Annotated in this window: 21 protein-coding genes; 6 read left to right on the plus strand and 15 right to left on the minus strand. The window is 60.1% G+C overall.

Translation table 11 applies throughout. From position 1 onward, the window contains the following. Positions 1–99 precede the first annotated feature (99 nt). From VB144_14180 to VB144_14210, 7 genes are all read right to left on the minus strand, one after another. A complete protein-coding gene (locus VB144_14180; protein ID MEA4884776.1) occupies positions 100–1818 on the minus strand; it encodes a hypothetical protein in 1719 nt (572 codons plus the stop codon). A 15-nt stretch (positions 1819–1833) separates the two neighbouring features. Then, positions 1834–2442, minus strand: coding sequence for a hypothetical protein (locus VB144_14185; protein MEA4884777.1), 609 nt, complete (start codon positions 2440–2442; stop codon positions 1834–1836). A gap of 80 nt (positions 2443–2522) precedes the next feature. After that, entirely contained in the window at positions 2523–3143 is a 621-nt protein-coding gene (gene folK / locus VB144_14190) for a 2-amino-4-hydroxy-6-hydroxymethyldihydropteridine diphosphokinase (protein MEA4884778.1), read from the minus strand. 3 nt (positions 3144–3146) lie between these two features. Then, positions 3147–4079, minus strand: a complete 933-nt coding sequence (gene thrB / locus VB144_14195) for a homoserine kinase (GenBank protein ID MEA4884779.1) — start codon at positions 4077–4079, stop codon at positions 3147–3149. 64 nt (positions 4080–4143) lie between these two features. Next, complete coding sequence (gene thrC, locus VB144_14200; GenBank protein ID MEA4884780.1) at positions 4144–5358, minus strand: threonine synthase; 1215 nt, start codon at positions 5356–5358, stop codon at positions 4144–4146. Beyond that, on the minus strand, positions 5250–7028 hold the full coding sequence (locus tag VB144_14205; protein MEA4884781.1) for a hypothetical protein: 1779 nt from the start codon (positions 7026–7028) through the stop codon (positions 5250–5252). The genes thrC and VB144_14205 overlap by 109 nt, the downstream gene beginning before the upstream one ends. Continuing rightward, a complete protein-coding gene (locus VB144_14210) occupies positions 7021–7794 on the minus strand; it encodes an ABC transporter ATP-binding protein (protein MEA4884782.1) in 774 nt (257 codons plus the stop codon). Before VB144_14210 ends, VB144_14205 begins: the two co-directional genes overlap by 8 nt. A 302-nt stretch (positions 7795–8096) precedes the next feature. On the opposite strand from VB144_14210, the gene VB144_14215 reads away from it, so the two are divergent. The 3 genes from VB144_14215 to VB144_14225 all read left to right on the plus strand — a co-directional run bounded on the left by VB144_14215 (position 8097) and on the right by VB144_14225 (position 12058). Next, positions 8097–9047, plus strand: a complete 951-nt coding sequence (locus VB144_14215) for a TAXI family TRAP transporter solute-binding subunit (protein MEA4884783.1) — start codon at positions 8097–8099, stop codon at positions 9045–9047. A 105-nt stretch (positions 9048–9152) separates the two neighbouring features. Continuing rightward, positions 9153–9656, plus strand: a complete 504-nt coding sequence (locus VB144_14220; GenBank protein MEA4884784.1) for a DUF1850 domain-containing protein — start codon at positions 9153–9155, stop codon at positions 9654–9656. A gap of 5 nt (positions 9657–9661) precedes the next feature. Continuing rightward, on the plus strand, positions 9662–12058 hold the full coding sequence (locus tag VB144_14225) for a TRAP transporter permease (GenBank protein MEA4884785.1): 2397 nt from the start codon (positions 9662–9664) through the stop codon (positions 12056–12058). A 186-nt stretch (positions 12059–12244) separates the two neighbouring features. On the opposite strand, the gene galT is transcribed toward VB144_14225, so the two are convergent. The 4 genes from galT to VB144_14245 form a co-directional block, all read right to left on the minus strand. Beyond that, positions 12245–13300 (minus strand): galactose-1-phosphate uridylyltransferase, encoded by a 1056-nt coding sequence (galT, locus tag VB144_14230; protein MEA4884786.1) that lies wholly within the window; start codon positions 13298–13300, stop codon positions 12245–12247. Positions 13301–13348: 48 nt separating this feature from the next. Beyond that, positions 13349–14755 carry a glycogen/starch synthase gene (locus tag VB144_14235; protein MEA4884787.1) on the minus strand — a complete coding sequence of 469 codons (1407 nt, stop codon included), beginning with the start codon at positions 14753–14755 and terminating at the stop codon, positions 13349–13351. 35 nt (positions 14756–14790) lie between these two features. Further along, positions 14791–16329: a 1,4-alpha-glucan branching protein domain-containing protein gene (locus VB144_14240; GenBank protein MEA4884788.1), complete on the minus strand. Its 1539-nt coding sequence runs from the start codon at positions 16327–16329 to the stop codon at positions 14791–14793. Positions 16330–16457: 128 nt separating this feature from the next. Continuing rightward, positions 16458–17639 carry a PatB family C-S lyase gene (locus tag VB144_14245; GenBank protein MEA4884789.1) on the minus strand — a complete coding sequence of 394 codons (1182 nt, stop codon included), beginning with the start codon at positions 17637–17639 and terminating at the stop codon, positions 16458–16460. A 178-nt stretch (positions 17640–17817) separates the two neighbouring features. On the opposite strand from VB144_14245, the gene VB144_14250 reads away from it, so the two are divergent. Further along, entirely contained in the window at positions 17818–18213 is a 396-nt protein-coding gene (locus VB144_14250; GenBank protein ID MEA4884790.1) for a YmaF family protein, read from the plus strand. 236 nt (positions 18214–18449) lie between these two features. Then, on the plus strand, positions 18450–19637 hold the full coding sequence (locus VB144_14255) for a sodium ion-translocating decarboxylase subunit beta (protein MEA4884791.1): 1188 nt from the start codon (positions 18450–18452) through the stop codon (positions 19635–19637). Here the strand turns inward: VB144_14255 and VB144_14260 are convergent. The 4 genes from VB144_14260 to VB144_14275 all read right to left on the minus strand — a co-directional run bounded on the left by VB144_14260 (position 19624) and on the right by VB144_14275 (position 24944). Then, positions 19624–22197 (minus strand): AAA family ATPase, encoded by a 2574-nt coding sequence (locus VB144_14260; protein ID MEA4884792.1) that lies wholly within the window; start codon positions 22195–22197, stop codon positions 19624–19626. The two genes, VB144_14255 and VB144_14260, sit on opposite strands and share 14 nt — an antisense overlap. Beyond that, the gene (locus VB144_14265; protein ID MEA4884793.1) at positions 22194–23495 is read right to left on the minus strand and encodes a DNA repair exonuclease; all 1302 of its coding nucleotides are present in this window, start codon (positions 23493–23495) and stop codon (positions 22194–22196) included. Before VB144_14265 ends, VB144_14260 begins: the two co-directional genes overlap by 4 nt. A gap of 133 nt (positions 23496–23628) precedes the next feature. Continuing rightward, entirely contained in the window at positions 23629–23817 is a 189-nt protein-coding gene (locus VB144_14270) for a hypothetical protein (protein MEA4884794.1), read from the minus strand. A 137-nt stretch (positions 23818–23954) separates the two neighbouring features. Then, entirely contained in the window at positions 23955–24944 is a 990-nt protein-coding gene (locus VB144_14275) for a D-glycerate dehydrogenase (protein ID MEA4884795.1), read from the minus strand. Between the two features lie 336 nt (positions 24945–25280). Between VB144_14275 and VB144_14280 the strand changes: the two genes are divergently transcribed. Next, positions 25281–25973 carry a rhomboid family intramembrane serine protease gene (locus VB144_14280; protein ID MEA4884796.1) on the plus strand — a complete coding sequence of 231 codons (693 nt, stop codon included), beginning with the start codon at positions 25281–25283 and terminating at the stop codon, positions 25971–25973. Positions 25974–26609: the final 636 nt, after the last annotated feature.

The raw sequence follows: 26609 nt of genomic DNA on the forward strand, positions 1-26609 counted from the left end.
AGAGGCCCGGGAGCACTGCAGTGCCCCGGGCCTTGCCTCATCCACGTTTAGGTTCGTCGCACGGTGATCGGCCTGCGGCTGTCCTCCCGCCATCAGCCGTCAGATGTTGAGCGTGTCCAAGATCTGCCTGTATCTCTGGGACAGAGTCGAAACAGACACCTGATATTTCAGCGCCACGCTCGCCTGGGTCACCTGTTCCTTTCGGGCGACTGCCGATGCGTACTCGACTGACGCCGCCCATGTGCTCGCGTGGACCACATTAGGCTTCGCAGCTGCTACATAGTCCGACCACATTTTGGCTGTAGCGAATATCTGATCCTCAGTGTACCCATCCTGCCGCATCATCTCATCGAGAAGCTTGGCGACGGAGTTCTCCTTGGGGCCTAGCAAGCCGCAGGCGGCGCTGTTGGCGTCCTCTGCACCGCATTGGGACCCGGCAGTATCCCTCGAGCTGCCGCCATCGAGAACCTGACGCCATAACCTCTCAACGTCCAGAGAGGGCATGCCTGCGCGCCTCTTGAGGCTCTCCAGATACTCAATGTCTTTGAGGAGATCCTCCACTACTTTCCGGCCCAACCCCGAAGCCACCGCGCCTCTTGGGCTCTCTCCAAGGAGCGCTGGAAGGGGCGTATCGGCCCATATTCCGTAGTGAGCTTCGAGAGCTTCGCGAATGATGCCGTCTATTGCCTCGCGCGCCATCTCCATTGCTTCCCTGGAAGGCCTCTTCTGCCTCCGCTCTGTTCCTCGAGCCCCGGCCTCGCGCGCTGCCACATTTCCGCCGAGGGACTTCCTCAGAAGGTTCCTGCACGATCCCAACGCGCTCCGGCTCTGTGCATACACAATGAACGCCTCACCATCGAACACCATCAGGGCGGCATCGTCAACTGAGTATGGCGCCGCCCCTGAGAACTCGGCAGATGATGCGGGCCTAAGCCACGCGTAGTGGGTCTCCGTGCGCCCTCCCTGCCCCGCCTGCTCACCCAAGAGCCGCACCTCATTCATGCTGCTCACCGCGGCCCTGGCCTCATCCGGATCGCTCACAACAACACGCGACCTGTAGAGCTTCTCGGCGCCCGCCTCGCGGACCTCCGTTGGACCGTCCTCGTCAGGTCCGTCGGAATCGCCATCCACATCCCATACACCCATCACGACCCTGACAAGCCGTCTGAGGCTGGCGCCGGACATCTTCAGGAACCCTTGCCATCCGCCAATGTATCCCTGCGCGCGGGCGGACCGAAACACATGGCCCAGTACCTTCAGGACATACCTGAGCAAAGGCCTTGGCATGGGCATGGCGGTTGCGCCCATCGCGTATCCGCCATCCACCGAGAGAAGCCTGGTGAGCATCGGAGTCCACCTAACCATTCCGACTCCTGCCCCTTCGGCGATCACATCGTATTCGCCGCCGAGAACCACGTCACGAAGGACGACATGGTTCTCCGACACTATGCTTTCAATCTCATACAGCGCAAGAGTTGAGCGCGTCCACTGGGAGAGTGCGCGCTTCTCCCAGTCCGGCAGGTCGCCCTCGTCGATGGAATCAAGGAACGCGCGGGCAATGGATGTGCCGATGCTGTCATCCTCGTAATCGAGCATGACCCACTCAAGGAATTCATCCTCTATCGCCCCGAAGTCGATAGCGTCCTCGTCAAGCGCCGTTTCACCCGACGCCTCCTCCACGAACCTGCGAAACCCGTTTGTCACAACGTCGCCGTATTTCGAGTCCTTGGAGAAGGTCAGGAGCAGCTCAACGAGGCGCCCGAACCTGATCTCCGTTTTCCTCTGTTCGAAATCCACGATAACGCCCTGGATGGACATTGGGACCCTCCTCAGTCAGATCAAACGGAAACTGGATGCTATATCCGAGCACAGCTGCGAGCGCTTGCCCCTCTCAGATTCCAAGCAGGCTGCAGTGAGCACAATCACATCCGCGCGCCGGACCACGGTAAGCTGGTAGAACCACACCCTATCCCCGGCATCGGCTGAGCGGCAGGAGAACCGCGCCACCCAGGAATCGGCGCCCTTAACCGCGCCAGGCATTCCCGAGCCATCAGCCTTGTAGTCGGACAGCCCAGCGACCTGGCCGGACCCGATCTTGTCGGCCACTGCCTGTGCATAAGCCCTCGCGCTTGCTGCCGACGTGGGATCGACGATGACATTGACCCTTGGGCCGAATGCGGATGTCCGCCCATCGCCGATGGAGACCACGGATCGCGGAACACAGTATTCATCAGCAAGCCTTCCCCATCCGTCGGGGTAACGAAAGGCGAACCCATATTCCCGGTTCACATACTCCCTCTCACCTAAGACCGCGCTTCCTGCCAGTGGCCCTGATGCCGCCTGCGCAGGGAGAGAAGGCATTAGCGCTAACACCGCTGCCGCCGCCGCAGCGGCCACGGCAAGCACTATGGCGTGGCGAAAAGCCGCCATGGAACAGGGCATTTGAATTACCCCCAGGAGCAAGCTTGATCAGCCGTTCCGGGCTGTTCGCGCGTCCACGGACGGGAATCGGAAGGCCAATCTCAATATGCGGTATTCTCCGTTCCTCGGAAAACTCCTTGAAGGCGCTCATCCACCGGACGCACTCCCGAAGCGTCCGGCAGGCGCCGCACGAACTCACGCAGGCGGACGCTGTCGGCAAGCCCCATGCTGGCCAGGACATTCAGGGGAACGATCATGTTCGGGGAGAGATCGGCCAGGGGAATGAGCACAAACGCCCGCTCCCACATTCGAGGATGCGGGATAACAAGATCCGCCGTATTCACGCGCTCATCCCCGAGAAGCAGGATATCTACATCGATGCTCCTCGGCCCCCAGCGTTCTAATCGCACTCGGCCCAAGGCGGTCTCCACGGACGCCGCGAGCGCTAGGAGTTCCGCAGGGGCGAGGCTCGTGTGGGCCATCACGACGCAGTTGAGGAAGGACGGCTGCTGAACAGGACCCCAGGGCTCGGTCTCATAGACACGAGACACCGCCGGAGACGACATCCCACTCGCAGACGAGATAATCGCTGCCGACTGCCGTAGGTTTCCGAGGCGGTCCCCGATGTTCGATCCTAGGCCAAAATAGACAGGAAGGAGGCGGACAGCGCCAACTCCCGCATCGTGCACAGCATCACGGCAACATCCCGGCTCAGCATTCATCAGCTAAGCTGTCTCCACCACAGCCCCAGTCGGCGTCATCGGAAGAACAATCGAGGAAGCCTTCACCTTCGCGGCGGACAAGGCGCTCAACATGGCAATGGAGACCGGTTCCGGGTTCGTATCAGCGCCAATGATGGCCATTATCGAAGGGCCGGCGCCGCTCATGTACGCCCCGAGCGCCCCTGCATCGCAGGCAGCATGCACGGCGTTCACAAGCCCAGGCACCAGTGAAGCTCGATACGGTTGGTGAAGCCTATCTTCCATGGCGTATCTCAGGTTCGCATAGGCGCCGGAAGCAAGCGATGCCACGAGAAGCGCTACACGGCTAACGTTGAACACGGCATCAGAGTACTGAACCGAGCGCGGCAACACATTCCGGGCAGCCTCAGTGGACACGTGGAAATCAGGGATGGCCAGAACTGCCCACAACTCCACCGGAACAGGCGCCTTCGCCCACAGGACCCTCGACCCCACCAGCGAAGATGCCGTGACTCCCCCTAGTATGCAGGCGGCGGTGTTGTCGGGATGCCCCTCGATCCTGGCCGCCAAGTTCAGCCTGGCCTGCAGATCGAGCACTCCACCCAGAAATGTGTCGGCTGCAATCAGACCCGCCACAATCGCCGCAGCACTGCTGCCAAGCCCGCGCGCAACTGGAATTCGGTTCACTATCCTGACCTCTACAGGAGGCGCTGCCCGGCCCACCTCGCGGAACACCGCATCGAAGGCGCGGATAGCCAGGTTGTCGCTGCCCAGCGGTATCCGGTCGTCCGCCGGCCGGCCATCCGCGGTCATCACCAATGCCCTGGATTCCCCACAGGGCATGAGCTGGAATATCGTCTCATCCCGCATCTCCAGCGCCATGCCAAGGGAATCGAAGCCGGATCCCATGTTGGCCGAGGTGGCAGGAGCTCGCACAATTACCTTCTCAAATCCCATGCCAAACACACCATCCCTCATCCTGTTCAAGGCCGCGCTGAGCTAATTCTGGCTGCATACGGGCCTAGATTCCGATTAGCCTGGCCACAGCATCCGCGCTTGCCTCCACCGATGAAACCTGCCGCATTCCGGATGCCTGTCCGATCGCGATCTGCGGATCCTTGAGGCCATGCCCTGTGAGCACCACTACCACCCGCTCCCCATCGCGCATCCTGCCTGTCCTGATCATCCTGATCACCCCTGCCAGCGGCGCGCAGGAGGCGGGCTCCGCAAAGATGCCTTCTGTCGACGCGAGCATCCCGTAGGCCTCCAGGATCTCCTCATCGGTGACCGCCTCTATGAACCCGCGGGACTCCCTAGCCGCAGCCACCGCGCTTGTCCAGCTCGCCGGGTTGCCTATTCTTATGGCTGTGGCCACGGTCTCCGGATTCGGCACGGGCTCTCCGCGGACTATCGGCGCTGCGCCCGCTGCCTGGAACCCGATCATCCTCGGGAGAGAGCCGGCCCGCCCGGCAGCCTTGTATTCCTTGAACCCCTTCCAATAGGCAGTGATGTTCCCCGCGTTGCCCACTGGGATGGCCAGGTAATCCGGAGCAGCCCCCAGCTGATCCACAACCTCGAACGCGGCCGATTTCTGCCCCTCGATGCGATATGGGTTGACCGAGTTCACAAGGGCGATGTTGTGTTCGCTGGTGAGCTTCCTCACGATCGCCAGAGCATCGTCGAAATTGCCCTTAACGGCGACCACTGTGGCCCCGTGCATCATGGCCTGGGCGAGCTTACCCATGGCTATGGCGCCATCTGGTATCAAGACGATGCATCTGAGCCCAGCGCGAGCGGAGTACGCCGCAGCAGACGCGGATGTGTTGCCCGTGGAGGCGCACATCACGGCCGGAGCCCCGCTCTCTATAGCCTTCGAGATGGCCATTGTCATCCCGCGATCCTTGAACGAGCCTGTCGGATTCACACCTTCGTATTTCACGTACAGCTCGATCCTGGGCGCGCGCGAGCCGCCTTTCACGGCCTCATCCGCGATCTGCCCTGCAATGCGCTCCGCCGGAATCAGCGGCGTATTCCCTTCTCTGAGAGTCGCCACCGGAGTATCTGCATCAACAGGCAGGAACTCCCGATATTCCTCGATGACCCCGCGCCACGCTCTCGCCACAGCTATCACACCTCCGTTGAACGGATCGCCCCAGGCGCCGCCCTCATGAGCATAGTGAACGACACTCCCGCGAGTACAGTAAAGATCCCCAGGGCGCTCCATAGCATCACCCATGTGCTCCACCCTGCCCTAGCGCCGCGGTAAACCACGAAACCCAGTCCTGCCAGAACCACCGATACAAGCAGCCAAACGATTATCCCATTCAGGTTGCTCTTCATTGCCCTCTGAGGGTTATCCCACTTGAGATATGGCCGCACCATGTCCACGTGCAAACTCACAAAGGTGATCCACAGTGTGCCCGCAAGCGCGATTGCAGATGCCATGAGAAGGCTCTTTGGGGGGAGCTTCACAATCAGCTGCAGGATCACCGCAAGCGGCACGGCGGCAAACAGGTCGAATCCCAGGGCGAAGGCGAGCTTGCCGCGGATCAGCTTTTCCGCCGATACGGGTATGGCCTTGTTGATCCAATAGTCCTTCCCGTCTCTAGAGAACGCGGTGGACGACACCATGTGCAAACCCGCAGTCCACATGATCATTGCAGCGTACACCAGAGCACGGTAGGAGGCGGTTTGCGGAGACGTGAGCATGTTCATGAGCGCAACGAGCTGAGGATCACGATTGGCGTCTCCTCCTATTACAAACCACACCAGCAGGAGCCCTGGGAAGATCAGAGCGTTGACGAACCCGTTCATGGCGTAGGCCGGAGTCCTCAGGAAGATTCGGAGGTCCCGGTGGGCAATCGCGGCCACTGCCGATCTCGACGCCCACAGTGACTCGCTCGGCCGCTCCTCGCCTCCGAATGCGCCTCGGGCGCCCTCGCCTGCGCCCTTCGCCCTTGCTTCAGCGCCACGCCTCGAGCGATCTCGACCCCTCCTGTTGCCGCCCGCGGCCACCTCGGCGCCTGCCAATAGCCCGGAGTAGAACATCCTGCTCCCAACGACGAGCACTGCCGCAACCCCCGCGGCGGACACGGCCGCGAACAGGAGCAGACTTCCGATTCCTTGAACCGTGCCAGGGCGCGACAACGCAACCGACGCCCAGAGGCTTGGCGGAAACCGCACGGCGATAGTGCGAGAGAGCGAATCCTGCACCGTCATGAGATAGTTCATCATCTCAGCTGCTGACCTGGGCTGCATATGCATCATGGCATACTGGAACCAAAAGTAAGCGCCAAAGAAGATCACAGACCCGATCACCATGAAGAGGGTCTGGCTCTTGCGCACATTGACGAACTTCATGATCACCATGGCTGCTATAGAGGATATGGCGAGCGGGATCACCGGCGCCAACAGGAATACGGCCAGAGCTGTTATCCAGTACAAGAGCCCGGCGCCTGACCTCGCCGCGTACACAGCAAAGGCCGGGATGAGCAACAGCGCGAGGGTGATGTACTCGTTCACCATAAGGACCGCGAACTTGGCCAACACCACGGTTCCAGGGAGGATCGGGAGAGGGACCAGAGTGGGCGTTTCGCGCGAGAAGTAGAACGCGCCTATCACCCAGAACAGGCCCAGGATCAGAACTGTAATCTGCCCCGCCACAATCACGAGAGTCAGTATCATGTTCCCCTGTCCGAGGGTCTGGCCGTTTACATAGATCGCGTTCAGAAGCGCGATGTAACCCGCCATCATCGTCACGCCGGAGGAGGCCAATGCCACTGCAATCATTATCGGCTCCCATAGCCGTTTTTTCTGGACAATGTATGTGTACCGGCCATATGAGAATCCGAAGTTGAGATTCAGCAGGGTCCGGAATAGAGCCCAGAACTGCTTCACACTACTCATGGCTTCCCTCCGTGAGCTGCAGGAACAGCTCCTCAAGCGACTCCTCTCCGGGCACGCCGATTTCCCCCGAGGTTCCTGACGCCGTGCCGCGAGCGCCCTTCCGCAACTCATCTAGAGTGCCTAGGGCTATGAGCTTCCCATGGCTGATGATGCCCACGCGATGGCACAGCCTCTCGGCGACCTCAAGCACATGAGTAGAGAAGAACACCGTGCCGCCATCTTCACAGTGCTTGTTGATCAGGTCCTTGAACAGGTGAGCGCTCTTCGGATCCAGACCCACCATGGGTTCATCCAATACGAGAAGCTTCGGCCGAGACAGCAAAGCCCCCGATAGGGCGAGTTTCTGCCGCATTCCATGGGAGTAGCTTGCGATTATGTCGCGCACGGCCCCCTCAAGCTCGAACATCCGTAGGAGTTCCGCTGCCCGCTCCTTCCGGATAGCCGAAGGGACCCCGTATACATCGGCCATGAAGTTCAGGTACTCAACACCTGTGAGTTTCTCAAAGAGATCCGGGTTGTCGGGAACAAAGCCCATGCGGGACTTTGCCGCAACGGGATCCTGGGAGACACTCTTCCCGTCCACTGTGATGCTGCCGGAATCCGGCGACAAGAGCCCCACAATCATCTTGATCGTCGTGGTCTTGCCTGCGCCGTTCGGGCCGAGAAAACCGAATATCTCTCCGGCGGACACGTCAAGGTTAAGGCAGTCGACCGCCCGCACTGAGCCTTTCTTGTAGCTTTTCGACAGGTTCTCGATCCTTAGCATGGACATGCTCCCCCCGCGCGGCATTCCGGCCCGCGCTGTTAATGCGTTAGGTTATCCGAATTGTACTCCGCCCCATCAGAGGGTGTCAACCAACCGTCTCGCCATCCTTATCGATCGCCGCGCCCTGCTGCCGGTTTTCCGATGTGGATACCAGTCATAATACTGGGCGCGAGTTCAACAAATCCTGTATGTGTTGCAGGTTTTATGGACAGTTGCAGCGAATATATGCAAGGCCAAATATGGCAAGCCGCGTGGATCACGGGCGGCCTTGCCGCATTCCCATCACAAAGGAGGCGTCTTGTTTGAAGAGGATCCTTCTCATCGCGATGGCCGTGCTCACTGTCCTCGTTCTGTCTTTCGGCGCCTACTCAGCAACTCAGCTGATCTTGGCCACAGGCGGCACCGCGGGCACCTATTACCCGTTTGGAGGCGCTATCGCCAACATCGTCAACAAGAGGGCGCCCTCGCTCAGCATGAGTGCACAGTCAACAGGCGCGTCCGTGGAAAACATGAGGTTAATCAGCAAGGGCGAAGCAGATCTGGCAATCGTCCAGAATGACACAGTCCACTACGCGTTCAACGGAATCGAGGCCTTCGATGGCAAGCCCCTCAAGAACTACGGCGTCGTCGCATCTCTGTACCCAGAGGTCATCCAGTTCGTGGTGAAGGCTGATGGACCGATTAAGAACTGGACAGACATCAAGGGACGCCGGATCTCCGTTGGCGCCCCCGGGAGCGGCACCGAAGCCAATGCTCGTCAGGTGCTGAGCGCGTACGGAATCACCTACAATGATTTCGAGGAGCAGTACCTGTCGTTCGCAGAGAGCGCCAACCAGTTCAAGGATGGGCACATCGACGGCTTCTTTGTGACGTCGGGAATACCCAACTCCGGCATCCAGGATGTGTCCACCCAGCATAAGATCAGGATCCTCTCTATCCCCGCCGATAAGATGAAGGCAATCCAGGCGAGCTACCCCTTCCTCGCAGCGACGAAGATCCCTGCAAAAACCTACCTGAATCAGAGCGAAGAGGCCAACACCGTAGCGGTCATGGCGATCATAATCGCAGGCAACGGCCTCAAGGAGCAGGACGTCTACAACATAACCAAGGTCTTGTTCGAAAATGGCGGAGAACTTGCAGCCGCCCACTCCAAGGGCGCTCTGGTCCTTCTGGAAACCGCTCTCGACGGGATATCCACCCCCCTGCATCCGGGCGCCCAGAAGTACTACAAGGAGAAGGGCATAGTCAAATAGCGGCCGGGCAGGGTCTATGAGGCCTTCTCCGGCACAAGTGTATGGAGGGTCGGCCGGGCGCGCTGTCCGTCTTCAGTGCGGACCGAACGTCCGGCCCACGCTATTATGAGGAGCAGAAATCTGCTGTTCACAGCGGGGGTCCTCGCCGCAGCAGCGCTCTTGGCTCTCGCGATGGCCCCGCGCTCATATCGCTTGGTTCTGCTAGCCGGAGGCGGACGAATCCTGTACAGCTCCGCGGTTGAGCCGGGCGATACCTTTCAAATGGAGTTCACCCATTCAGTAGCGAGAACGCCAGTCATCGAGAAGTTCATACTGACCGAGAACGGCAAGATCAAGCTCTATGAGACGGCGTACCATGACTTCGGCGCCGGGCTGCCCACTGAGCCAGGCGAGGGAGAAAGGATGATCCTCGAACCTGACGCCATACGCATAGTGGGAATGAGCCGCGAGTTCGATAGAATCGCCTTCAGAGTGGGCGGAATCGCAAGGCACAGGTTCTCATGCAAGGGCCAGGTCATCGACTTGGCGAGCGTGGTAGAGCCGGGATCCGAGGTCGATCTGGGAGTGGAGGCGGCCCGACGGCTGCCGCTCTTCATAAGGGGGTACTGAGGGCTTTGGCGAAATCCAAGAAAGGCACAGACAAGCTGCGCAAGGCCGCAGCAGTTCCGAGCGCCGCTGGCGGAGCGCCCCGCGCGGTCGATTCTGATGCGGTGAACATCGAGGAGATACTGGCCAAGTACGACCGGGAGTCGGCCACCAGGCACATGGCCAGATGGCTCTCGATCATCGTCACGGTTGTCGCGATTGCGTTCGCTCTGTTCCAGCTGTACACCGCGATCACCGGCGAGAAGGCCCCTCAGATTCAACGCATCACGCACCTGGGGTTCGTCCTCGTCCTCACGTTTCTGCTGTATCCGCCCACTGTCAAGGGGCGCGATAAGTTCGCATGGTTCGACCTGGCGCTAGTGGCCGGTGGAGCGGCTGTGGCAGGCTATTACCTCCTCAACTACCGCGGCCTCATGCTCCGGGCAGGCGACTACACTAGCCTCGACATGGTCATCGGGTGTGTGGGAATCCTCTTGGTGATTGAGGCGGCCCGGCGCGTGGTCGGGCTTCCGATCACTATCTTGGTGTCAGTTTGCCTGCTGTACGCTTACTTCGGAAAGTACATGCCAGGCTTTCTGCAGCACCGTGGTGCGTCTTTCAGCAGGTTGGTCACCCACATGTTCTTCACCACCGAAGGTATACTCGGAATTCCACTCGGCGTCTCATCCACCTTCATATTCCTCTTCATCATGTTCGGCGCCTTTCTCGAAAAGACAGGCATCGGCCAGTTCTTCATCGATCTTGGCAACGCCGTCGCAGGTGGACAGAGAGGCGGACCGGCGAAGGTGGCTGTGTTCACATCGGCCCTTGAGGGAACCGTATCCGGAAGCTCTGTCGCCAACACCGTAGGCAGCGGAAGCTTCACAATACCGATGATGAAGAGCCTCGGCTACCGGCCGGAATTCGCCGGCGCAGTTGAGGCGGCAGCCTCCACAGGCGGACAGATCATGCCCCCGATCATGGGCGCCGCCGCCTTCCTGATGGCGGAGTTCCTCGGGATCCCATATGTGCAGATCGCCAAGGCCGCCATCATCCCCGCTCTTCTCTACTTCATGGGAATATGGATCGGGGTGGACTTAGAAGCGGCCAAGAGCGGCCTCGTGGCCATGCCGAAGGACAAGATCCCCAGGCTCGGCAGGATACTGGCTGAGAAGGGTCAGCTTATCCTCCCCATCGTCGGGATGGTGTTCTTCCTATCCACAGGCAGGACGCCCACAAAGGCGGCCATCTATGGGATCATCCTGGCGATTCTGGCAGGGGTGCTCAAACGCGAGACCGCTGCCCCAACGGCAGCCTGGGCAAAGCCCATGATGCCCAACTTTGACCTAGTGTCAGGCATTGTCATTGCCTTCACCGCAGGCGCGTTCGCGATTCGTGAGTTCATGTCGGTTCCGCTCTGGAACGCAGTTCTGCTGGGAACTCTGCCTCCAGTGGTCTATTTCGCACTGCTCCGTCTTCTCACGATGGGCTCTGGAAATGGCAAGAACGCCGGCGCCGGGCTGCTCACATTCCTCGTGAAGCATGGAGATATCGTCCTCACTCTGGGCGGACTCGCATACATGCATTTCAACGGCCAGTCCGCCACTGCGTGCGTAGTCTACGGGGTTGCGATGTTCTTCCTGAGTCGTGCGCTCGTGGGCGCCCCACAGGTGAGCCTGAAGCAGTTCTTCGCAGCTCTCGAACAGGGCGCCAGAACCTCAGTCGGCGTGGCCGTGGCGTGCGCATCGGCAGGCATCATCGTGGGCACAGTCACCCTCACAGGGCTCGGGCTCAAGCTCGCTACCGGGCTTGTCGACCTATCAGGCGGACATCTGCTGCTCACGCTGTTCTTCACGATGCTCACATCGCTCATACTCGGAATGGGCGCTCCCACAACCGCCAACTACGTAATCACGTCTACGATAGCTGCGCCCGCGCTGATGAGGCTAGGCGTGCCGCCGCTCGCAGCCCACATGTTCACATTCTACTTCGGCATTGTGGCAGACGTTACACCGCCTGTGGCGCTCGCGGCATTCGCAGGCGCAGGAATCGCCAAGGCGGATCCGTTCAAGACTGGAGTCAACGCCACCAAACTCGCCATTGCAGCGTTCCTGATTCCGTATTTCTTCGTGTACAGTCCCGACCTGCTGCTGATCAACGCGTCGTGGCTGCACACTCCCAGGATGATCCTGGGATCCCTTGTGGGGATGGTCGCTATCGGCGCCGCAGTCGCAGGATGGCTTCGCACACACTCTCCATGGTGGGAGCGGATCTTGCTGTTCGCTGCTGGCCTGCTTCTGATCGATCCAGGCCTCGTAACGGACGTGATAGGCCTCATCCTATTGGCTCTCTGCTTTGCGACCCAGACTGCCAGACTACGCCGCACTGGAGGCCCTAGAGGGCCAGTCGTGCGCAGGTTCGCGTAAGCCTGGCAGGCCTGGCAGAGGCCCCTGGCAGCCCGGCTCGCCTCTCCTGGCTCAACCCCGCCACGGCACTGCAAATGAAAGGCCCCCCGCGTCTCCCTGCTGGGAGCAGCATGCGGGGGCCTTTCTTCTCTGTTTCTGCTGGCGCAGCCCAAGCCCAGGCGGCTGCCGAAGCGGCCCGCGGCCTGGCTACAACTTCTCCGCAGGACATGTTGCCCCGTCGAGCTCAGCGATTTTGTCGCGGAGCGCGGCGGCGCAATCCTCTGGAGTGGCCACGTTGATGTAGAACCCGGAACCCCACTCGAACCCTGCCACCTTGGTCAGCCTGGGCACGATCTCGAAGTGCCAGTGGTTGTACCTCTCGTCTCCTGCAGAGGCAGGAGGGGTGGAATGGAGAACGCAGTTGAACGGCGGGTCTCCGAGTACTTCCGACAGGCTCCAGAACACCTTCTTGAACAGCCTGGCCAGCTCCATCATTTGCGTCTTCTCCATCCGTTCGAAGAACGGGGAATGCGCCTTGGGTGTGATCAGAATCTGGAATGGCAGGTACGACGCGTAAGGCGCATGCGCGATGAATTCGTTGTTCTCGTAGATGATGCGCTTATTGTCCGCCCTCTCCTGCCTGATCACGTCGCACATGATGCAGCGCTCTTTCAGCCGGAAGTACTCGGCCGAACTCTCCTGCTCTTCCGCTACACGCTTGGGAACCACGGGAAGCCCTATGAGCTGTGAATGCCCATGCGCCTGAGAGGCGCCTGCCTCCGGGCCGTAGTTCTTGAATATGAGCACGTATCTGAGGGCAGGATTATGCATCAAGCCAATGAGCCTGTCCCGATACGACCATAGCATCTCCTCGAACTCGTGCTCGGTGCTTGTAGCCCAGGTATGGTTGTGTCTTGGCGACTCGACTATCACCTCATGTGCGCCGAACCCGGTGGCCATATCGTACATCCCCTGACCAATCCGCTCCAGGGGGATGCCAGGATCGACAGCGGAGTACTTGTTTGGGATCACCCTGATCCACCAGCCAGGAGTATCCCTCTGGGTGCCCGCATTCCGGTAAGCCGCGACCTCCGGCGGGGTCATCATCTCGTTGCCTTCGCAGAATGGGCACTTGGGATCCCGCTCCGGCATATCCGGAGAGGTGACTGGGGCAGGCGAATGCAGTTGGCTGGGCCTCTTGGCGCGTTCAGTAGCAATGATCACCCATCTTCGAGTGACTGGGTCTTTTCGCAGCTCTGACATGTGGTCACCTCTGATTCTCAGATTCCTTCAACATCAGGCGGGGCAGGTTCAGCCTTGTGCCCGCGCCGACGACAGGTCCCGGTACAAAGAGATGTAGTCATTCACCGATCTGTTCCACGAGTAGTCCGCTGTCATACAACGCACCCTTGTGGCAAGGCAAGCCTCTGGATCGCGGTACAATGCAAGAGCCCTGCTCATCGCCTTGTGCAGTTCCTCCCAGGAGTAGTTCCAGAACACCACGCCAGTCTCAGGCTCCGTCACAGAATCCCGAAGGCCCCCAACGGCTCGGACGATGGGTATCGATCCGTACCTCATGGCTATCATCTGCCCGAGCCCGCACGGCTCGAACTTGGATGGCATCAGGAAGAAGTCGGCCCCCGCGTATATCTCGTGCGCCAGGTAGTTGCTGAAAGCGAGCTTGACTCCTACCTTGCCTGGGTAGGCATGGGCCAAACCCCGAAGAGACTCCTCGTACTCAGCCGATCCTGTTCCCAGCACCACGAACTGCACGTCCTCAGATGCAAACCTGCGGACGGCCTCGATCAGAATGTCGACTCCCTTCTGCTCGAAGAGACGTCCAACAAAGCCGAAGACCGGCGCATCGGGTCTGTATTCAAGGCCGAACTTGGCCAGCAGCGATCTCTTGTTGTGCTCACGAGCGCCAATGGATTCCACATCGTACTGGGACGCAACCAGCGTGTCTGTGGCCGGGTTCCATTCGGCGTAAGAAAGCCCGTTTAGTATCCCCCGAATCGAATCGCGCCTTGCGGCAAGCACTGCCTCGAGCCCCATTCCGAATTCGGGTGTCTGGATCTCGGAAGCGTATGTCGGCGATACCGTGGTTACCTTATCTGAGTAAGTTATCGCGGCTTTCAGAATGTTGAACTTGCCACCGTACTCCGCGCCATTCGGCTTGAACTGCTCCCATGGCAGCGATGAGTAGAGGAAATCGCTCCAATCGCCCTGCCCCTGAAATGCAAGGTTGTGGATTGTCGTTACAGTGCCGGGGTCTCCCGGACACCCGTACACCCTGCAGTACACTGGGAGCATACCGGTATGCCAGTCGTTCGCGTGAACCACATCAGGCTTGATTATGCGCGCAAGCTCATACGCCGCCTTGGAGAAGAACATGAAACGGCGCATGTCATCTGGAAAATCGTATGGCCTCTCTCTGGCGAAGTAGGCCCCGTTCCGTATGGCGTAGAGCGTGAGATTGGGGGCTATGGAGGCAGTGTGCACCTGCCCTTCCTCGCGGCCGTAGCCCATGGGCGGGTAGACAGATCCCCATTCCTCCAGCGACAGTCCGTTCCATTTGGCAGTCTCGTACTTCGGCATGACGAGGTGAACACTGCAACCTGACTCAGCAAGGAATCCTGGAAGGCTCCCAGCAACGTCGGCAAGCCCGCCCACTTTCATGAACGGGTTGACCTCCGAGGCGGCAAAGAGGATCTTCACTCGCAGCGAACCTCCTTCTCCGTTTGGCTCGGGGGCTAGTACGAGTACTCCGACAGGTTATGGTCATGGAGTTCTTCACGTAGGCGGCTGTATGCTTCCGCGAAACTGCGCCTGTGCCCCTCGAAGCGCCTTTGCGGGTAGTCTCCCGCGGTATCAGTATACATCAGGAACTCCCAGTCGGAAGCCATCATTAGGAGGAACTCGCGGAGCACCCTGTCCACATCTCCCTGAAGGTTCCAGAAGTCCCCCGGCCAAGGCCCGAAAGGGGTGAGGACCCAGCTCTGGTCAACCACATCCTCAACCTCCCAAATCTTCTCCCACATGGGCCTGGTGTTTTCATTCATCCAGACTGAATGGTCACAGTTCACGCCCCACGACGATTCAACAGGCTCCACCCTGGCGATCCGCGCGTGGTCAACTGCATCAACCACCCTGGACGGTGTGGTGAAGTCAACCGCGGATGCCTTCGCAAACAGGCGAGATACTTCCTCAAGGAAGATGGGACCCTCGAACCACCAGTGCCCGTATAGCTCTGTATCGAACGCCGTGGTAAGAACCGGCGTCTCCGACTCCGCGCGGTCAGCTGCCGCCTCCACTTGCGCCACGAAATGCGCCGCATGCTCCTTTGCGCGAGCCACAGCGGCCTCAGGGTCGTATGGCTTCTTCGTGGAGAGGTCGCCCACGGAATCCGTCACCCGATGGTAGCGCATCCCTGAGCGTGGGTTCTGCCTGTGGAACTCCCTGTAGGTGAAGTCGCCAGGGTATCCTGTCCACTTCGACCAGACCTGGGCGCACAGCTGGGGATGACGCGGGAATACCATCAGGTCTGAGCTGCCGCACAGATAGACAGTGTCAACAGGTTTCCCCGTGTCAGGCGTGACCCGAGTGCTCTGCCCGTAGTGGCTCACCGCCTTGCCGCCCTTCACCGCCATGGCATCGAGCACCGTGTACCGGTACCCCTCACTATCCACAAAAGACTCAAGCCCAGGCTTGTATGCGCATTCTGGGAACCAGAACCCCTTGGGCTCAATGCCCATCACGTCTGTGAACATCACCTTGCCCATGCGGATCTGGAGCTTCCTGGACTTGTCGCACTTCAGCAGCGGGAGATACGCATGAGTTGCGGCGGATGTGGCAAGTTCAATCATCCCGTCTCTGGCCAGAGCCGCGAAGGCCCCTGGCAAATCCCGGCGCATTCCGTCGTACTCCTGCATCGCCTGGGAAAGCTGATCCTCCATCCAGAAAGCGAGTTTAGCAAGATCAGTCCTCCCAGACTGCAGAAACTCCGCGCGATCCTCCTTCACCCGGAGGCGGCGGTCTTCGAGATACGACGCAAAACCCTGCTTGAATCCATCAGTCGCCAGCTGCTGGGCAAGCACTGGAGTAATGCTCACGGTGAGGTTCGACGGAACACCGTCTCTTGCCAGGTTCCTTATCGACCTGATGAGCGGGAGATAGCAGTCCCAGGCTATCTCGTATATCCACTCCTCGCCAAAAGGCCACTTGCCGCAGCCCATGACCCATGGCAAATGGCTGTGCAACACCATGATGAACTTGGCTCGGTCCTTGCTCATTGACGTTCCACCTCCTGCGTGACTGCTGACTGTTCCGTAAGGTTACGGCATGACAGTTGTCAGTTCACGCCACATCATGGGTACTTCTCCAGGCTAGAGCGCGTCTCCTCTACTCGCCGGCGCCGCCCCTATCTATCTTTCAAGCGGCTGATGGCGCCCTCGATTCGGGTGAGCCCCTCGCAGAGAACTGACCGAGGGCACGCGATGTTGATCCTCTGGAATCCGGCGCCGCCAGGGCCAAACATGGGCCCATCGCTGAGCCCGACCCGAGCCTTGTCGACCAACAACCGTCGGAGCTCCGATGGAGCAAGCCCAAGCTCCCGGAAATCCAGCCATATGACATATGTGCCCTCTGGAGGCATCACGCGCACCTCTGGCGCCCGGGCCGCGAAGAACTCAGTCATGTACTTGAGATTCCCCTCAAGGTACGCCATGGCCTGATCCAACCAATCATCGCCGTAGGTGTAAGCAGCCTCAAGCCCGGTCACGCCAAACAGGTTCCCATCGCCGAGCCCGAGCCCCCGCAGCACCTTCTCGAACCGCGAACGCAGCGCAGGATCGGGGATGATGGCCACGGACGCCGCAAGCCCTGCGATGTTGAATGTCTTGCTCGGCGCGATGAATGTTACGGAGTTGCTTGCGACCTGATCATTCAGGGAACTGAAAGGAACATGCTTTGCCCAGGGGTACACGATATCCGAGTGGATCTCATCAGATATGACGGTGACGCCGTGCGACATGCACATCTCGGCGACACGGCACAGCTCAGATCGGGTCCATACCCTTCCCACAGGATTCGCAGGGCTGCAGAGGAGCAGAAGCTTCGGGCCGCGGTTGAGTTTGGCCTCGAGGTCCCCCCAGTCGAACGTGTACCTGTCGCCGTCGAGGGAATATTGGTTCACCATGAGCACCCGACCGTTGGATTCCACGACTCGGAAGAACGGCGGATAGACAGGGGACTGGACGACCACGCCATCGCCCGGCTGAGCAAACGCGAGAACGGAGATGGCCAAACCGGGGACAACTCCAGGGGTCGAGAGGATCCACGAGGGGTCAATCCGCCAACCGTGCCGCCTCTCCACCCAGCCCACCACGGAATCGTAGTACGACTTCCCGACGCCAGTGTAGCCATAGACGCCATGTTCCGCGCGTCTGGCTATTGCCTCCATGACAGGCAATGGCGCAGCGAAATCCATGTCTGCAACCCACATCGGAAGGATATCCGCCCTCCCGAACACCCTGTCGTTGAAATCCCACTTCTCGGAGTTGGTGCCTCGCCTGTCCAACACACTGTCAAAGTCGTAGCGCACCCAACGCACCTCTCATCAAGGTTAGTTCCGGAGCACTCGCAGAAGCGTGACACTGGGAGTTCCTGGTTTGCCCCGGTATGTACCGGTACTTCGCGCCCAGTGCGTTTTGTCCTGTTTGTGCCCAGGGCACAACACCTGTGATTCTGGAGGGGTATAAGATGTGCTGAGGTGATCCGACTTGCTGGAGAGGCTTTTTGATCGTCTGGAGCAGAAGAGTTTCGGAGTTCGCGACTTCCGGAAGCATGTTCACAGAATAGACGGAACCACCGTGAATGAGGCAGGCCACTCCCACAGGGTGGGGTTTGTGACCGGGCCGCCGTGGCCCTCGCCCAGAGGCCACGTCCACCGCGTCGTAGGCGCAACTGCGTCAGGGAAGACTTCCCACTCTCACGAGGTGAGCGGATGGACATCGCCATCCACATCCACAGATGCCAACCACACTCACACGGTTTCACTGCGGACCAAAAACGCGGAATCCCACGTTCACAGGATCAACGGGGTCACCGCGTCTTTCATTCCCAGCCGGACAGCTGCCTATCGCACAGAGGCGCAGGATGGAGTGTTCCCGGAGTAGGCCCGGCAGCCTCTGAGCTTGCCTAGCACTTGCGGAGCAGAGGCGCCGCAAGCAGGCGGACGGCACACGGAGACCACGGACCGAATACACAGACGCCTAGGCCTATACTGCTGGATGACCTTCGGCCCACTTTCCGTGGATGAGTCGAAGGTTATCCGTTTTTCGTGGCGAATTCTATGAAAAGGTGCGCCCACGCGCACAACACTGCCGGATTGCGCTAAAGGAGGATCCCGCAATTGGTGGAGGCATTAGGTGATTTCGTCCTGAGCACCGGTTTTGCAGCCCTCACGTGGAAGCATGTGATCATGCTCGTCGTATCGTGCGTCATGATGTACCTGGCCATAGTGAAGAAGTACGAACCGATGCTGCTTCTCCCGATATCCTTCGGCATGCTCCTTGCTAACCTGCCGATGACAGGGCTGTCGGCCCCTCCGATCGGCAGCACGCCCGGAGGACTCCTGTACTACCTCAACCTCGGCACCAAGCTAGGAATCTATCCTATGCTTGTGTTCTTCGGAATCGGGGCAATGACCGACTTCGGCCCCCTCATTGCCAACCCGAAGACGATCCTCCTTGGCGCTGCGGCGCAGGCAGGGATCTTCATCACCTTTATTGCCGCTTTGCTCGTCGGATTTCGGCCTCTCGAAGCCGCCTCAATCGGCGTCATCGGTGCAGCAGACGGCCCTACGGCGATCTATGTCACATCCCGATTCGCCCCGCACATGCTGGCTCAGGTCGCGGTCGCAGCCTACTCCTACATGTCCCTCGTTCCTATCATAATGCCGCCTGTGATGCGAGCGCTCACAACCAAGCGGGAACGGGTCATCAAGATGAAACAGCTGAGGCCGGTGTCGAAAACGGAGAAGATCATATTCCCCATCATCGTCACCGTTCTCATGGGCCTCATACTGCCGTCTGGCGCAGGCCTCATAGGATCGCTGATGATCGGGAACCTGATCAAGGAGTCCGGCGTGGTGGATAGGCTCAGCAAGACTGTCCAGAATGAGCTTGCGAGCATTGTCACGATATTCCTAGGCCTCACGGTTGGAGCTTCAGCCACCGCAGAGGCGTTCCTGAACGTGCAGACCCTGGGCATACTGGCTCTCGGGCTTCTGGCCTTCTCCGGCGGAATAGGCGTGGGTGTGTTGGTGGGCAAACTCATGTGCTGGCTCTCTGGAGGAAAGGTAAACCCGCTGATCGGCGCGGCGGGCATCTCAGCCGTGCCTATGGCAGCCCGCGTGGTCCAGGTCGTGGGCCAGGAAGAGGACCCAAACAACTACCTACTCATGCACGCCATGGGCGCAAACGTGGGCGGGCAGATCGCATCCACGATTGCAGCTGGTGTAATACTTACCCTGTTCAGCAAGCCCGACATGGCGTCCAAGCTCACGCTGATGATCAGCGCGGCGTTCAGGGCATTGTAGCTGCGCCGCCCTGGCGCGTCATCGAGCGGGTGGTGAGGATGGTCCCGCCCTCAAGACTGTACTCCCTCGTCACCCGCCCCGTGGCTCTGAACTGCTGTACCACATGGGGATGACAGGTGAACACCAGCACCTGGCACACATCCGACAGCTGCGAAAGGACTTGAGCAGCTGCGGAGGCCCGTTCGGGATCGAAGTTCACTAGGATATCGTCTATCGCCACAGGCATGGGCTCCGCGTGAGCGCAATACTCGCGCACAAGCCCGCACCTCACTGATAGGTAAAGCTGCTGTTCAGCACTTTGGCTCATCCGATCTGAAGGCAGCCTACGCCCGTCATCCATCACCGCTTCCAGGGTGGCAAGGCCACCCATGGGAGCAATGACCGACTCCCATCTTCCCCCCGTCATTGTAGAGAACGCGGTTGAGGCGTGCCGCATCACGGCCGGCTGCCTTTCCCGCTCGTACCTGTCGCACGCTTCAGTGAGGATTCCTTGGCATATCCTGTATGAGGCCCACTCCAGCAGACGCTTGCGCAGCCTCGCGTCGAGTGCAGCGCGGCGAGCCTCAGCCGACGCGAGCTCATCCGAGGCTTCCAGAGTGCGCCTTTCCTGTTCCAGGCCGCCCAGGGCAGTTGCGGAGTCAGTTGCATCCTTCTCTCTCGCCACCCGATCACGCATCGCGCTATCCGCCCGAGCTTCCAGCTCTTCGCGGGTTGATGCAGCATGCTCCCGGCGGGCGGCCGCTCGCTGGTCCTCTGGAAACGCGGAGTCGAACTGGGCAACAAGCCCCTGGCGTCTCTCCTCGGCACGTGCGGCCGCCTCCTGAACAGCTATCGCCGCATCAAGCTCGCCCGCGAGCCGAGATATCGCCTCTCCGGCTTCGCAGCGGCCCACAGGATCCAGACCCAGTCCTGCTAGGACTGCGCTTACTGATGAGGCGTACGAATCAGCCTGTTGCACGCCCATGGATTCCGCTTCCGCCGCAAGCCGGATTTCCTCCCGCACACCGCGCGCCTTACGCGCTCCGTCCATCGCCACCAGCGCTGCATCGTGGCCATACGACGGATCCAGCCCCTTCTCTGCAAGCCAATGGGACCACCTGTCTTGCGCAGCCTGAACGGCTCGCCTGGCCTTTTCCGCCTCCTCGTGATGACGCTCCCACGCTTTGCGCGCCTCTAATGCATCGGCCGCCAGGCTCGCGAGCTCGGCGCCGATCTCCGCACGCCGATCCGCCTCATCGCGGGCCACAGCACGCCGCGTCGACCAGAGGATCACTGCGGCTGCGGCGGCTCCTACAGTGACCGCCACGATCATCACAGTGGGAGATCTTCCCCACGCCACTGCAAGACCTGCAGCGGCCGCTGCCAAAGCTCCAAGGGCGCCAGTGGTTTGGAGCCTGCGTGCAGCGGCGCCTGCATCAGATGCCCGGCCCCGGCCGCTCTCCTGCTCGCCCGCCCTGCGCCTCGCGTCGTTGTAGCGTTTCTCCGCATCCTTCACGGCCTCTCCCACGCTCCGCTCTCGCTCCTCTGCAGATGCCAGAATCCGCGCCGCGTCCTCGGCACTCCCACGGTGCCTGCGGACCTCCTCCACCGCAGCTGCAGACGTGTCAAGGCGATCCAGCCGGTCTTCATCCCACGAAGGGCCCAAATCCTTGAGCCTATCCGCAAACGTCGCCCTCCGCTCCGCCAGCGCAGCTTCGAGCGCTGGCAGACTACGCATGAGCCTGGCGTGGGCCGTGGATTCCCGCTCCAGCTCTCGGATTCCAGCTGCGACGGATGCCAGCGACGCCCGGCGCGCCTCATCTCCCCGGCTTGCGTCACGAAGCTGCTCAATGCTCCGAGAAGCCGAAAGCATCGCCTCCCAGGTGTCCCGGGTCCTCAGAAGGCTGGTAAGCCACAGCTCCAACCGCCTCGCCGCGTCTGCCGCAACAGTCGCGGCTCTCGCTTCCTCCTGCGCAAGCTTGATCCTTTCGATCAACTCGTTATACTCCTTTGGCGCCTTCAGGAGGGCAGAGATCTCGTGTTCAGCCGATTGCATAGAGGCGATGATGCGATTGATCTCGGGTGTCGAACCTGATGGTTTGTACAGAGCGTCGATAGCGCGCCCGAGATCCGCACGGGCTCTCGGCAGAGAGGCAGCTCCAAGCCCTGCTCCCGCGCTGTAGATCCGCGCGCTGACCTCTTCCGAGCCGAGCGAGCTTATGGAGGCGAGTTCTGAGAGACCAAACGCGAACACGTTTGAGTAGAAGGCCTTCGAAATGCCTACAGGCACATCAGGCGAACTCGCTCTCGGAGCCCCAACATACCTTTCGATTCGGCGCTCGCTGCCATCGCTCATTGCCACAGTCAGCGCGCCCCCGTGGCGACCGCCTGCAAGAGGCGGATAGTGGAACCGGGAAGCCTTGTTCTCGTAGCCGAATAGAACGCCCCGGATGAACGACATCAGCGTCGTCTTCCCCGCCTCATTTGGGCCGGAGAACACCACAACTCCGGGGCCGATATCCTTCACTCGTTGCCCGGCGAACACCCCAAACCCGTCGATCAAGATCTCCTGAATCCTCATACCCCCGCCTCCTCTCCAAGGAGAAGATCGAGTCCGATAGATTCAGCCCTGTTCAGAAGGGAGAGAATCTCCTCATCGGTCATGTTGCTCACCATGGTGAAGGCCTGTTTGTGCCTCTTCAAATCGGAGGCAAGGGCGGTCCGAATGGAGGCCAGCAGCCCCTGATCACCGCCTGCCCTCGCTTCATCCACTAGGTTCAGGAAATCCGAGACCAAAGTGCCCTCGCCCACGAGGGCGCCGCGGTCAACCTCTGGAGCAGTGTCATCGACGACTGATTCCACCCAGATGAACCTATCCGCATCTGACCAGGAAAGCCCACCATCCAGCCCGCGTGCCTCCCTCACTGCAGCCAAGAGATCAGCCGAACTCACTCCACGGGAGATCTCACTGTGCAGCGGGCCGCGCCCGGCAAGCCGAACCCTGGCGACGCAGGATCGGCCATCCGACCCTCGTTGGGCTGCCAATAGCCCTGAATCCAAGGCTGCCAGCAGTTCATCGATGGACGACATCCCGTCTATCGATAGCTCCATGGTATGCCATCTTATTCGATCAGTGGGAGTAAACTCAACCACCGCATCTCCGCACGAGTCTACATGAACCAGGCAGCAGCCGTGTTCGCCCGACTCCCGCGGGTTTCTCCCCTGAGCGCAACCCGGGTATGCGATAACCGGACGCTCCGCCCGAAGAACCACGTGAGTGTGGACGTGCCCCAGAGCCCAGTAGTCAATGCCAGTCGCTATCAGGTCGTCAATGGTGCATGGCGCGTAGTTCTCGTGCCCTGGAAGGCCTCCCACGTTGGCATGAAGTACGCCAATCGCAAACGGGCTGCCCGGGCGCTTCGCGAAGCATTTCGCCAGGTTATCCGTTACTACAGGCCTCGAATAGCTGATTCCCTGCACCTCGGCGAGTTCGCGCCCTCTCGCCACCACCGGGTACGACTGCACCTCGTCGGAGAAGAAATGCGCCTCGCGAGGCCAATCAAGCCTTGCGCAAACCGTAGATAGTGGGTCATGGTTCCCATGGGCGATGTAGGTGTGAATGCCGTGCCCGGCAAGCCGGCGCACACAGGAGTGGAGCTCAAGCTGAGCCCTGAGGCCGGGCTGTGCTCCATCGAACACATCACCCGCAAGGACGAGAAAGGCAGCATTGCTGTTCACACACAGATCGCATATGGAGCGAAGAGACTGCCTTGTGGAACCCATGAACGCCGCGGCCAGTTCCGGGGAGTCGGAACCCACTCCAGCAAAGGGAGAATCGAGATGGATGTCGGCAGCGTGGACGAAACAGAACTCCTCCATAAGACGAACCTCCGTTCGAGCGAACGCCCAAGATGAGTATTCGCGTGTGAACAGGGGTTGACCTTCATGTTTTCCTCCAGAGCATCGTAATTCACTGGCCAAGCCGTCATGGCAGCGCAGACCCGACGAGGCCCTACTTGCCAGTGCTCTGGGCCATTTTCAGCAGCAGTTTTGGGTCCACATCTCCAACCAGGACGAATCTCATCCCGTTCCGTTCCCACTCAATCGCGGGTCCAGCCTGCGGCGCAGACGCCCGCCTCGCCCACCACGGCACAGCTCGCTCATAGAGGGATATCACGCCGAGCCCGTCGTAGAACGCCAATGGACAACCACTCCTTCGTGTTCTCATCATCTGGGGCAGCGATTGTGCGTCCGCCCCATCTTCTATCACTACTGATGCGGAATGGCGCGGAAAGCTCGAAGGCGATGGTCATCTGAGCACATTTCCATGTGCCATGGTCACACAGGCCTGTTGCGCAGGAACTCAGGATTCACGATATTCTCAGTATGCCTGCCTTTAAGCATCGCTAGGAGATTCCCAGCTGCCATGGTGGCCATATTGGCTCTCGTCTCCACACTCGCGCTGGCTATGTGGGGGAGCAGCACCGCGTTGGGGCATTCCGCAAGGCCCTCGGCGAGTTCGGGCTCATTCTCGTACACGTCAAGCCCAGCCGCGCCTATGACCCCATTGCGAAGCGCCTGCACCAGAGCGCGCTCATCCACGACTGGGCCCCTTGCGGTATTAACGAGCACTGCCGTTGGCTTCATCATCTTGAACTGCTTTTCTCCTATGAGATGACGCGTGCATGGCGTTAGGGGGACATGGAGAGAGATGAAATCCGACTCGCGGAGAAGCGTTTCCATGGATGCGAACGATGCGCCGAGGCTGTTCTCCTCCTCGGCCGAAAGCCGCGGGTCACTGTAGTAGACTACGCTCATATCGAATCCCCGAGCTCTGCGGGCCACTGCCTGGCCGATCCTGCCGAGGCCGATGATGCCGAGAGTCTTTCCGTACACGTCGGCGCCGAGCATGAGCATCGGGTCCCACGATTCGAAGCGGCCCTCTCGGGTGAACCGATCTGCCTCCACCACGCGGCGGGCAGCGGACATCAAGAGCGCCCAGGCGAGATCAGCCGTTGTCTCGGTCAGCACACCCGGTGTGTTGGCCACCGAAATGCCTCGCCGAGTGGCCTCTGGAATGTCGATATTGTTGAACCCCACTGCATAGTTGGAAATGGCCCTAAGCCTCGGGGCTCTCGACATGATCTCTGCGTCGACAACATCGGTGAGAAGGCAGAGAAGGCCCTCGACGTTCCCGATTCTCTTGATGAGATCGGACCTAGACAAGGCCCCATCATCGGAGTTCAGATCCATCTCAACATATGGTGCGAGTAGATCCAGGCCAGGCTGGGGTATTCTCCTGGTGACCAGGACACGTGGCTTTGACATCTGCTGCAACGCCTCCATTTCCCAATTCCGGACGGGACGGGCATCAACGGTCCAACTCACCGGCTGGCCCTGTCATGCCCTAGTATGAAGAATGGTTGGGACCTACGTCTATTTCGCACATACCTGCAGCTTCCCTTCTTCCCGCAGGCCCCATGCGTTCCCGCCGCGAACGCGATTGGCGATCCCGGATTCCCAGAGCGTGTTCCCAGAACACATTCCCAGAACACATTCCCAGGGTGGAGCATGCGTGGCGATGGCACTTGCTGCACCAGCCCAGTATCATGTAGTATTGCGATGGAATCAAGAGCCAGCCGTGGTCACGGAGGAAAGCCGCCTATGAGCTACATTGAACGCCCTCTTCGTATTCAGCGCACAGCGCCAGCCACCTATGTCATCCTCGGCATCAATCTCGCGGTGTTCATAATGCTTGAAGTCTCCGGAGGATCACGCAATCCGTGGGTGCTGGTCAACATGGGCGCGAAATACGCCCCGGCAATCCGAGCGGGTGAGTGGTGGCGCCTCATCACATCGATCTTCCTGCACTCGGGCTTGTTTCACCTTGCTGCGAACTCCTACTCCCTGTACAATCTCGGCAGCGTAACCGAGAGGCTGTTCGGCACGCCCCGGTTCATAATTGCGTACCTTGCCGCGGGGCTGTGGGGATCGATCTTCAGCACCATCTTCGCAGACCCCAGGATGATCGGCGTGGGTGCATCCGGCGCAATATTCGGCCTGGCCGGATGCCTTTTCTACTTCGGGCTGCGCTACCCGCGCCAATTCCGAGCAATTGCAGGCGCCCGGTTCATAGTGCTTGTGATCCTGAATCTTGGCATAGGGTTCGCGACCGCAGTCATCGACAATTACGCCCATATCGGCGGCTTACTTGGAGGATTCGCCGCGGCGTATCTCCTTGGGCTGCGGGGCGAACCGAGCACCCGCTCGCGCGTTGTTCTGAGAGCATTGCTGGCAATCGCCACACTGCTTGGGGCAGCGATAGCCGCGTGGCCCAGCGCAGTGGCGGTTCGCTAGTAGGCAATAGTAGACAATCCCAACCAACCCCGCAATCACCCAACGGAGAGGCCCTTCGCGTCCCGTTGGGGATGCTGTAGCCCAGTAGCCCAACCTAGGGATCGCCAGGCATGCCGCCACGGATCACTCCCTGCCTGGCGCTGCGATCCTCGGCGCGTGCCCGTGAGCCGTGCCCGTGAGCCGTGCCCGTGAGGCTTTCGCTCCAGGCGTTCGGCGCCGGCGAAATCGACGAGTTTCTCAATAATGAGCGTAGACCCGCCTCGAACACCTCAGTTTTGAGCAATTGATGGCGGTGCGATGCTCATAAATGAGAATCTGCGGCCGTGACGCCAGAATCAACGCTCCAGCGACTGGCCGCGCCAGGTAGCGACTTGCTTCCACTCCTGCTACGGGCGTTGTGAACTCCGGGGCGTGCCCGTGAGCCGTGCCCGCAAGGCTCTCGCTCCAGGCGCCCGGCGCCGGCGAAATCGACGAGTTTCTCAATAATGAGCGTGAACCCGCCTCGAACACCTCAGTTTTGAGCAATTGATGGCGGTGCGATGCTCATAAATGAGAATTCGATATTGCCTCGCGAATCCGCTGTGGCCGGTGTCTGCCCTATGTGTCGGAACTTGCCCACGCTGTAGATGTCGAAGT

The organism is Clostridia bacterium (assembly GCA_034926675.1).
Taxonomy (GTDB): Bacteria; Bacillota; DTU025; order DTU025; family DTU025; genus JAYFQW01.